This is a genomic window from Enterovirga sp. (assembly GCF_035325185.1).
GTDB lineage: Bacteria > Pseudomonadota > Alphaproteobacteria > Rhizobiales > Beijerinckiaceae > Enterovirga.
On the sequence record NZ_DAOLAJ010000125.1, the window covers coordinates 1 to 8,518 of the forward strand.

An 8,518-nucleotide genomic window follows, 5' to 3' on the forward strand; every position below is an offset into this window, starting at 1 on the left:
CAGGAGTCGCCGACGCTGCCGACCGAGGGCTCGATGCCTGCCTCCGACAGTCGCTCGGTGTAGCGAATGCTCACATCCTGCGACCCTGACGATCTCCACCGACAGCCGCTCGTCCTCCTTCGCTCCGGCGGGCGTGCTCGTGCCAGGTGAAGGGGCGATACGTAGAACCCCGCACATCGGCTGGACCCCATGGGTCTTCACATGCGCCGCCCTGAAGGCGGTCGCTTCCGAAGCGGGCAATCAGGCTCTGGGGGGGCATCAGGATTTTCGTGTGCGGGCAGCCATAGAGGACCTGGAGGTTCCCGATGGCACGACGCGAAGTTCCCCGGATTCCTGATTCCCTGCTGGATCAGCTTTTGGCCGGGGCCGACCCCAAGACGGCCTTTGATGCCAATAGCCTTCTCGACGATCTGAAGAAGGCGTTGGCCGAGCGTGCGCTGGACGCCGAGATGGACCATCATCTGGCCTCGGACGAAGCCGGCAACAGCCGCAACGGATACTCATGCTCGTCATCGAGCACCAGCCGGATCGCCCGCTTGCGGATTTCAGGCGAAAACTTGTTCGTTGTCTTGCGCATGGTGGCTCCACCTTCTCAGGAGTTGGAGCCTCCGCCAAACCCAGGGCGGCTCACTGCGACCCCGAGATAGATGGCTGACCGCCTTCCCGGTTTCCCGACGGTATCTTTTTCGATCGCTCCTCTCGGCCCTTGGATGCGCACGGTGGTGCTGTGCGTGACGTCGTCAAGCGCGGCTCGGCTTCGCGGCCGGCTCATTGGCAGACGCCGTCACAGAGGAACAAACCGATGATGAATAGGCATCAAGAAAGCGATCTATTGGGGGACCGTTGCCAATTTGGAGTGGATTCATCGTCGAAGCACCTTGCGATGGGTAGAGAATACCCTGATCTTCACGCTTCAAGCCTCGCGGATCTCTGCTCCACCGACGACTTCCTGAACCGAGATAGCCAACTCCTCGCCGACGCCGCTTTGCCGTCGGACGATAGGAATGGAACTCCATTTCCGCAGGCTCGCGATCTGATCCGCCGTCACGAGACGCTGGCACCCTCAACGCAGGTCAGCATTGGAGGCATCGACCTGGAGATCCATCCCAATGTCCTGAGCCCCACCCTGACGACCACCAGCCGCTTCTTCGCTCAGACGATCATCAAACAGCATCCGCACGGCAACATCCTGGAGATGGGAACGGGGACAGGCTTTTGTCTTTGCAAGATCGGACTGGCAGTGCCGGACGCAGCCTTGTTCGGCTCCGACATCAATCTCGATGCGGTCAATGTCACCCGCAGGAATTTGGCGAGAAACGGACTGCGAGGCCTAGTCTACCAGAGCGATCTCTACGATCACATCGATCCGGAGGTGAGGTTCGATATGATCGTCTTCAACCCGCCGCTCCTTTACGCAAACGCGCAAAATGAACTCGAGCGCGCCATCTTTGACGCCGGAGCCGCCACGATTCACCGCTACCTGCGAGGCCTGCGTGGTGCCCTGAAGCCGGGCGGTCGTTCGATCATCCTCTCGACCGATCGAAATCACCGTGATGGCCGGGGACCGGCATTCCCAGCGATCCTTGATGTGTTCGCGCTTCGCCACAGGGTGGTCGCTACCCTCGATCGTGGCTTCGAGACCTACAGCACTCATCTGGTGGAGATCTAATATGACTGCCGCGGTACGCATCAACACATCTCACATCAATGAATGGAATCCTCTGATGCATTTCGATAGCATGAAGGAGTTGTTCATCGCCAGGAAGAACGGCGACCGGGAAGCCCTCAAGGCTGTTCCGCCAGTCACGGTGGAGATCGATCCGGTCGACCACTGCAACCACGCCTGCCAGTGGTGCTTCACGGCGTCCCATCGCGAGACGGATATTATGCCGGCGGATGCTGTCAAACGTCTCGTAATCGCCCTCGGGCGATGGGGCGTGAGGTCAGTGCATTTCGCCGGGGGCGGCGAAGCCACACTGCTGAAAAATTTTGCGCGGCTCCGCGCAAGCTTTGCGCCATCGACCGAGCCCGGGTCGGAGACCGTTCTGGATACGGTGGCGGCAGCGAACATGGTTGCCGGCCTAATCACCAATGGCAGCACGCTGCGCATTTTGGATACGGCGGCGCTGGCAGAAAAGGTGAGCTGGATTCGGGTAAGCATCGATGCCGGCAGTGAACAACGCTACAAGGTGAAGCACCGCCCGAAGGGACACACTCTCAGCGATGTCCATCGCGGTCTTGAAGCAATGGTGAAAGTGCGGGGCACGCGGGCTTACCCAACGCTCGGCGCCAGCTTCATTTTCGAGGAGAATACGCCGGAGATGATGGAGGAGATCAGGGCGTTCGCACGCGACATGGCCAACCTTAAGATCGACTATATTCAGATCAAACCCGAGAATTTCAATCGGGGGCCCGATGCCGAGCAATTCTTGCGCATGATCAGCGTCATGCTTGACGAAGATCTTGCAGGGTCAACCACATTTGCGACGATCAATCTTCCCCATGCCGACGCAGATGACGCGAAGTACTGCTGGTATTCACATGTCGGGCCCGTGGTAGGTGCGACCGGCGATGTCTATGCCTGCTGCTACACCTACGGAATAACGGCATTCAAGCTCGGCAACGTGCTGTCGGACGCAGCGGGTTTCGACGGTGTCTGGGCAGGCGACGAGCGCCTCAGGGCCTCGGAAGCCATTGAGCCGAAGCGGTGTCAGTCATGCCGCCATACATCCTTCAACCGGATGGCTGACAAGCTCTATGAGCTCGGCGAAGAGATATGGGACTGGCTCGCGGCCGAATTGCATGCGGCCCGCAGCGGAAAGCCCGAGAGCGAGGTCGAGTATCCCGCCAATGCGCTTTGGCTGCGACCAGGCTTACGCCAGTTTGAACATCTACAGCGGTCGGGTGCCAATTCGATTACCGACTACCCAGTCTTTCGACCCACACATTTCATCAACGCATCCGTCCCGGTCTGATCTCGTGGGAAAGCGCGTTTCGGCAAGCCGGAGAAGCCCATGAGCTGACGCGGGCTATCGAAACGGATGACGTCGCCGATCTCGGTCGCGAAGGTCATGGCTACGATGAGGTCGATGTCGCGTAGGGTCTGCGGCGCGCGCACGACCGGGCCAAGGGACCAAGTGGGGACGAACTCGGCGATCGCCGCCTCGATGCGTGCGACGCGCTCCTTGGAGATTCTGACCGCCTCGATCATCTCCTGCAACGCAATCTCGTGGGCATGGTGCTCGAAGCTTTGTTCCTGGAGCCAGAGCAGATGGCGCATCGTCAACCCGTCCGTCGGGGGGAGGACTTACCCTGCACAAGCCCTCCCAGGGGCCTCAGTGATGGCGCCCTAGGAAGCCGCGGAACCGCTCGGTCTGCGGGTTCGCCATGATCTCGGCCGGCGGTCCCTGCTCGACGATGACGCCTCCATCCATGAAGATGACGCGGTCCGCGACCTCGCGCGCGAAGCCCATCTCGTGGGTGACGACGATCATGGTCATGCCCTCGGTGGCGAGCTCGCGCATGACGCGAAGCACCTCGCCGACCAGCTCGGGATCGAGGGCCGAGGTCGCCTCGTCGAAAAGCATCACGGCCGGCCGCATCGCGAGGGCGCGCGCGATCGCGACGCGCTGCTGCTGGCCGCCCGAGAGCCGCGCAGGATAGCGGTCCGCCTTGTCGTCCATGCCGACCTTGCCAAGCAGTTCGAGCGCCAACTTCCGCGCCGCGGCCTTGTCCTGCCCCTGGACCGAGACCGGCCCCATCATGACGTTCTGGAGCACCGTCCTGTGCGGGAACAGGTTGAAGCTCTGGAACACCATGCCGACATGCTCGCGGTTCTTCGCAACGGCCTTCTCGCCCAGCATCCGGCGCGCTCCCGTCGCCTCGCTCTCGTAGCCGACGGGCACGCCGTCGACGGTGATCGCGCCCTCCTCGAAGGTCTCGAGGAAGTTGACACAGCGGAGCATGGTCGACTTGCCGGAGCCGCTCGGGCCGAGCACGACCACGACCTCTCCCCGCCTCACGTCGAAACTGACCCCGTTCAGCACGCGATGGGCGCCGAAGGATTTCACGAGGCCGTTGACCGAGACGATCACGGGCGATCCGGCGGAGGTGGTCATGCGTCGGTCCTCAATGATCGAAGGAGATTCTTCGCTCGCAATATTTGGCGAACAGCGAAACCGGATAGCAGATCAGAAAATAGATCAGCATGACGCCGAGGAAGATCTGGAAAGGGGCCAGCGTCCGCTCGACCACCTCGCGCGCCGCGAAGGACAGCTCCCAGGCCCCGACGACCGAGGCGTAGGAGGTCTGCTTGATCGCCATGAGCGAGATGTTCAGGACGGGCGCGACGGCGAGGCGCGCCGCCTGCGGCAGCACCACCTCGCGCAGCATCGTCATCCGCCGCATGCCGAGGCTCTTGGCGGCGGCGACCTGTCCGGCTGGCACGGCCGCGATGGCCCCGCGCACCGCCTCGGTGACGAAGGCGCCGACATAGACGATCATCGAGATCGTCACCGCGGAATAGGCGCTGAGGCGGACGCCGAAGGCCGGGAAGGTGTAGAAGCCGAGGAACATCACGACCAGGACCGGAATGCCCCGGAACAGGAACACATAGGCGGTGACGAGGCTGCGCAGGGCCGGGCCTGCGCCGCTCGCCAGCGTACCGACCGCCGCGCCGAGCAGCGTGCCGGCAACGACGACGACGAGGGAGAGCCAGAGCGTGACGACGGCTCCCTGAAGAAGATAGGGCAGGTTGGCGACGAGAACGGAGATGCTCATCCGAGCCTCCTCGAGAGGCGCGTCTCGCCGATCCGGAAGCCGGCGCCGATGACGGAGGTCAGGACCAGGTAGAGGGCGGCGACGAGGATGAAGACCTCGAAGGAGGCGCCGGAGCGCTCGATGATGACCTTGCCCGTGAGCGTGAGGTCGAGCACGCCGATCGCCGAGACGAGCGAGGTGTCCTTCACGAGCACGATCAACTGGTTCGAGACCGGAGCCATGACCTTGATCGCCGCCTGGGGCAGGACGATCAGGCGGAAGATCGACCAGCGGCGCATGCCGATGGCCTGCCCGGCCTCCCATTGCTTGGTGCCCACGGCGTCGATGCCGCTCCGGAACAGCTCCGACAGGAAGGCCGCGTGCTGGAGCGCCACGGCGAGGACCCCGCAGGTGATCTCGTCCCAGAAGATGCCGAGGAGCGGCAGGCCGAAGAACAAGAGATACATCTGGACGAGGAGCGGAGTGTTCCTCATCACCTCGACATAGGAGGCCACCAGGAGGCTCGGGATCCGCCAGCCGGCGACCCGCGGCACCGTGAGGAGGACGCCGAGCCCGAGGGCGGTCGGGGCCGCGAGGGCCGCGACCATGATCGTGACCAGCATCCCGCCCCAGAGCTGGGGCAGGTAGCGGGCGGCAAAGTTGCCGAACTGGGCCCAGTCCATCCCCCGTCCTCCCTTCAGCCGAGCCGCGTCAGTTGTTCAGGTGCCACTTCGTGTTCTTCGGCTTCTCGCCGAACCACTTCTCGTAGATCGCGCTGTATTCGGCGAAGAGATAGCCACCCGTCATTTCGGACACGACCGTGTCCATGTAGAGCCAGAGCTTGAAATCGCCGGGCCTCATGAAGAGGCCCGTATTGACGACGTCGGTCAGCCGGGTTTCCATGACGCGCATGTCGGGGTTGCTCTTGACGTACCAGGCGGCGACCGGCGCATCGAGCTGGGCGGCCTGGGCGCGGCCGAGCTTCACGGAATTGAACTGCGAGGCGATGCCGTCGAAGGTCTGGAGCTTGGCCTGTGGGAAGAGGCGCTTGGCGCGCTCCTCCTGGGTCGGCGTCGTCAGGTTGGCGATGGTGACGTTCGGCTTGTTCAGGTCCTCCAGCGTCTTGAAGGGCGAATCCTTGCGGACGATGAGGACGATGCCGCCGTCGATATAGTTGCGCGTGAACGCGACGCGCTGGGCGCGGTCGGCGTAGATGGTGGTGGTCTGCGCGCCGAAATCGATCGTGCCGTTCTGGGCGTTCGGCCAGCGCTGCGCCGCGCTCTGGCGGATGAACTCGATCTTGCCCGGATCGCCGAAGGTCGCCTTGGCGACCAGCCGTGCGATGTCGATGTCGAAGCCGACCAGTTCTCCCTTCTCGTCCACGAAGCCGAAAGGCGGGGATTCGCTCGACACGCCGACGATCAGCTTTCCGCGCGAAAGAATTTCGTCGAGCTTCGACTTCTCCTGAGCCTCGCTCGCTCCAGCCGTAACTGCCAAACCGCAGAAAGCGGCGGCCAGGCCGATGACGAAACGCCGTCCATAGCTTCGCATATCGATGCTCCGTTGAGTGCCGGGCCGGGGGGCCGCGCCATCGGATTCATCGAGTACCGCCTGTCCCGGAGCGCCGAAAGGACACGGCCCGTGACGGAGCGCGTTAGAAATAATTACGCGGCGCTCACCATCAGAGCTTGCAGGCGAGCGCCGCCCGCTCCAGCGCCGCGAGGGCAACGGAGATCACGGGGCGCCGGGCCGTTCCTTTCGGCGCCGCGCTGAAGATCTGGCGATACAAGGCCGGGACGATGGGCAGAAGAAGGAAGTCCGGGTCCCGGGCCAGATGCTGAACCGCGAGGGCCGGCAGCACCGTGATGAACTGTCCCGTGCGGACCATTTCCAGCGTCGCCGAGATGTTGCGGGCGCTGCACCCGATCTTCATCTCGAAGCCGGCGGCGAGGCAGGCATTCGCCAGTTGAAGCTGATAGGCGACCGCGGTCTGGTTGATGGCCCATTTCTCGTTGGAGAGATCCTTCAGCTCGATCCCGGCGAGGCGCGCCGCCGCGAAGCGGTGATCCGAGGAGAGGACCGCGTTGAGGGCGTCGACATAGAGGGGATGGAATTCGAGCATCTGCCGATAGGCGCTCGCATCGGCATAATCGTCGACGATCGCGATATCGACCTGCTTGGCGACCGCCGCCTTGAGCCCTTCGGTGGGCTCCAGCTCGACGAAATGCACGTCGATCGCCGGATGCGACTTGAAGAGATAGCCCACGGCCCTGGGAACGATGCTCGTCGCGACGCTGCCGAAGGCGGCGAGGCGCAATTCGCCGGCAGGCGGACCGTCCGTCTCGCCAAGCTCCGCCTCGATGCGGTCCGCCATCCGCAGAAGCGGCCTGACCCGGTCCAGGAGATGCTGGCCCCGGGTCGTCAGGCGCAGGCCGCTTGCCGCGCGCTCGAAGAGCACGGTCCCCGCCTCGCGCTCCAGGAGGGCCAGTTGCTGGGACACCGCCGGCCGCGTCAGTCCGAGCGAGCGGGCGACAGCCGAGATCGTGCCGCGCTCGGACAGCTCGTGAAAGAGACGAAGCCTCGAAAGGTTGAGCGCCAAGCCCGGATACTCCGGCGCGGAGAGTAAGGATTTCTTTCGCCTCTCGTCAATCGGACTGGCCTTCCGCGTCTTCGGAGCCCGCCTCTACAACAGGAGGCGAAGCGCCGATGTCCGAAAGATCGGAAGGGACGTCGTCAAGTACATCCTGGCCGGATGGCCAGTCTATCGAGGACATATAGATGCCGACGATCGCCTTCCTGGGTGTAGGTCGAATGGGTTCGCACATGGCGCGCCGGCTGGCCGAGGCGGGCCATGCGGTGCGGGCCTACGACCCGAACGCCGAGGCCGTGGCGAATCTCGCCGCCTGCGGCGTCGCCGCCGCGGCGAGCCCGAAGGCGGCCGCCGAGGGCGCCGACTTCATCCTCGCGAGCCTGCCGTCCCCCGCGGCCTTGCGCGGGGCGATGACGGGCGAGGCCGGCATCCTCGCCTCGGCCAGGAAGGGCGCGACCATCGTCGATTTCAGCACCGTCGATCCCGCCACCACCAAGGCGGTCGCCGCGACCTGCGCCGAGGCCGGCATCCGCTATCTCGACGCGCCCGTCAGCGGCGGCGTCGCGGGTGCGGAGAACGGCAAGCTGCTCATCATGATCGGCGGCGAGGAGGCCGTGCTCGAAGCGGCGCGTCCCGTCCTCGACAGGCTCGCCGCCAAGGTCATCCATTGCGGGCCGGTCGGCTCGGGCCAGCTCATGAAGCTCAGCCACAACCTGCTCACCGCCATCAACACGGTGGCGCTCGGCGAGGTGCTGGCGGCCAGCGTGAAATCCGGCGCGAAGCTCGACGTCCTGGTCGAGGTCCTCTCGGGCGGCCTCGCCGGCAGCAAGATGCTCGACTGGCTCGGCAAGACGCTCTTCACGCAGGAGCGGCCCGCCTTCTTCGCGCTCGACCTGATGCACAAGGACATCTCGCTCGCGCTCGACGAATTTTCGACCTCGCCCATGTATCTCGGGCAGCTCGTCCGCCAGATCTACAATACTGCGCGTGCCGAAGGTCTGGGGGCGAAGGATTCCACCGGCGTCTCGGAGGTCTATGAGCGGCTGCTCAAGGTCGATCTCCGCCAGAAGGCAGCCGCCTAACCCTAAGAAGATCAGGAACGATCGACATGAGCGCGCAACCCGCCTCCCCCGGCTACGGCTCGGAACTGACGCTGCCCCGCGAAGGGCT

At 64.1% G+C, this 8,518-nt stretch carries 8 protein-coding genes and 2 pseudogenes; 4 read left to right on the plus strand and 6 right to left on the minus strand.

Annotation, left to right across the window (positions count from 1 at the left end; all coding sequences use genetic code 11):
* Positions 1-305: 305 nt before the first annotated feature.
* The 3 genes and pseudogenes from PKD06_RS17250 to PKD06_RS17260 form a co-directional block, all read left to right on the plus strand.
* A pseudogene (locus tag PKD06_RS17250) lies at positions 306-500 on the plus strand (IS256 family transposase); the annotation flags it as partial.
* A 302-nt stretch (positions 501-802) separates the two neighbouring features.
* Positions 803-1,669 (plus strand): methyltransferase, encoded by an 867-nt coding sequence (locus tag PKD06_RS17255; protein ID WP_324382285.1) that lies wholly within the window; start codon positions 803-805, stop codon positions 1,667-1,669.
* 1 nt (position 1,670) lies between these two features.
* Positions 1,671-2,975 carry a radical SAM protein gene (locus PKD06_RS17260; RefSeq protein WP_324382287.1) on the plus strand — a complete coding sequence of 435 codons (1,305 nt, stop codon included), beginning with the start codon at positions 1,671-1,673 and terminating at the stop codon, positions 2,973-2,975.
* A 23-nt stretch (positions 2,976-2,998) separates the two neighbouring features.
* Here PKD06_RS17260 and PKD06_RS17265 read toward each other — a convergent pair.
* The 6 genes and pseudogenes from PKD06_RS17265 to PKD06_RS17290 all read right to left on the minus strand — a co-directional run.
* Positions 2,999-3,283 (minus strand): annotated as a pseudogene (locus PKD06_RS17265) (IS110 family transposase); the annotation flags it as partial.
* Between the two features lie 52 nt (positions 3,284-3,335).
* Positions 3,336-4,118, minus strand: a complete 783-nt coding sequence (locus tag PKD06_RS17270) for an amino acid ABC transporter ATP-binding protein (protein WP_324382289.1) — start codon at positions 4,116-4,118, stop codon at positions 3,336-3,338.
* Positions 4,119-4,128: 10 nt separating this feature from the next.
* Complete coding sequence (locus PKD06_RS17275) at positions 4,129-4,779, minus strand: amino acid ABC transporter permease (protein WP_324382291.1); 651 nt, start codon at positions 4,777-4,779, stop codon at positions 4,129-4,131.
* A complete protein-coding gene (locus PKD06_RS17280) occupies positions 4,776-5,441 on the minus strand; it encodes an amino acid ABC transporter permease (protein WP_324382293.1) in 666 nt (221 codons plus the stop codon). The genes PKD06_RS17275 and PKD06_RS17280 overlap by 4 nt, the downstream gene beginning before the upstream one ends.
* A 28-nt stretch (positions 5,442-5,469) precedes the next feature.
* Positions 5,470-6,171, minus strand: a complete 702-nt coding sequence (locus PKD06_RS17285; RefSeq protein WP_324382295.1) for a transporter substrate-binding domain-containing protein — start codon at positions 6,169-6,171, stop codon at positions 5,470-5,472.
* 268 nt (positions 6,172-6,439) lie between these two features.
* The gene (locus tag PKD06_RS17290; RefSeq protein ID WP_324382297.1) at positions 6,440-7,357 is read right to left on the minus strand and encodes a LysR family transcriptional regulator; all 918 of its coding nucleotides are present in this window, start codon (positions 7,355-7,357) and stop codon (positions 6,440-6,442) included.
* A 179-nt stretch (positions 7,358-7,536) separates the two neighbouring features.
* Between PKD06_RS17290 and PKD06_RS17295 the strand changes: the two genes are divergently transcribed.
* Entirely contained in the window at positions 7,537-8,430 is an 894-nt protein-coding gene (locus PKD06_RS17295) for an NAD(P)-dependent oxidoreductase (protein WP_324382299.1), read from the plus strand.
* Positions 8,431-8,518: the final 88 nt, after the last annotated feature.

What these genes read in the sequence shown, in the direction of transcription:
- PKD06_RS17255 (WP_324382285.1), top strand. Translation starts at nt 803, where the DNA reads ATGATGAATAGGCATCAAGAAAGCGATCTATTGGGGGACCGTTGCCAA.
- PKD06_RS17260 (WP_324382287.1), top strand. Translation starts at nt 1,671, where the DNA reads ATGACTGCCGCGGTACGCATCAACACATCTCACATCAATGAATGGAAT.
- PKD06_RS17270 (WP_324382289.1), bottom strand. Translation starts at nt 4,118, where the DNA reads ATGACCACCTCCGCCGGATCGCCCGTGATCGTCTCGGTCAACGGCCTC.
- PKD06_RS17275 (WP_324382291.1), bottom strand. Translation starts at nt 4,779, where the DNA reads ATGAGCATCTCCGTTCTCGTCGCCAACCTGCCCTATCTTCTTCAGGGA.
- PKD06_RS17280 (WP_324382293.1), bottom strand. Translation starts at nt 5,441, where the DNA reads ATGGACTGGGCCCAGTTCGGCAACTTTGCCGCCCGCTACCTGCCCCAG.
- PKD06_RS17295 (WP_324382299.1), top strand. Translation starts at nt 7,537, where the DNA reads ATGCCGACGATCGCCTTCCTGGGTGTAGGTCGAATGGGTTCGCACATG.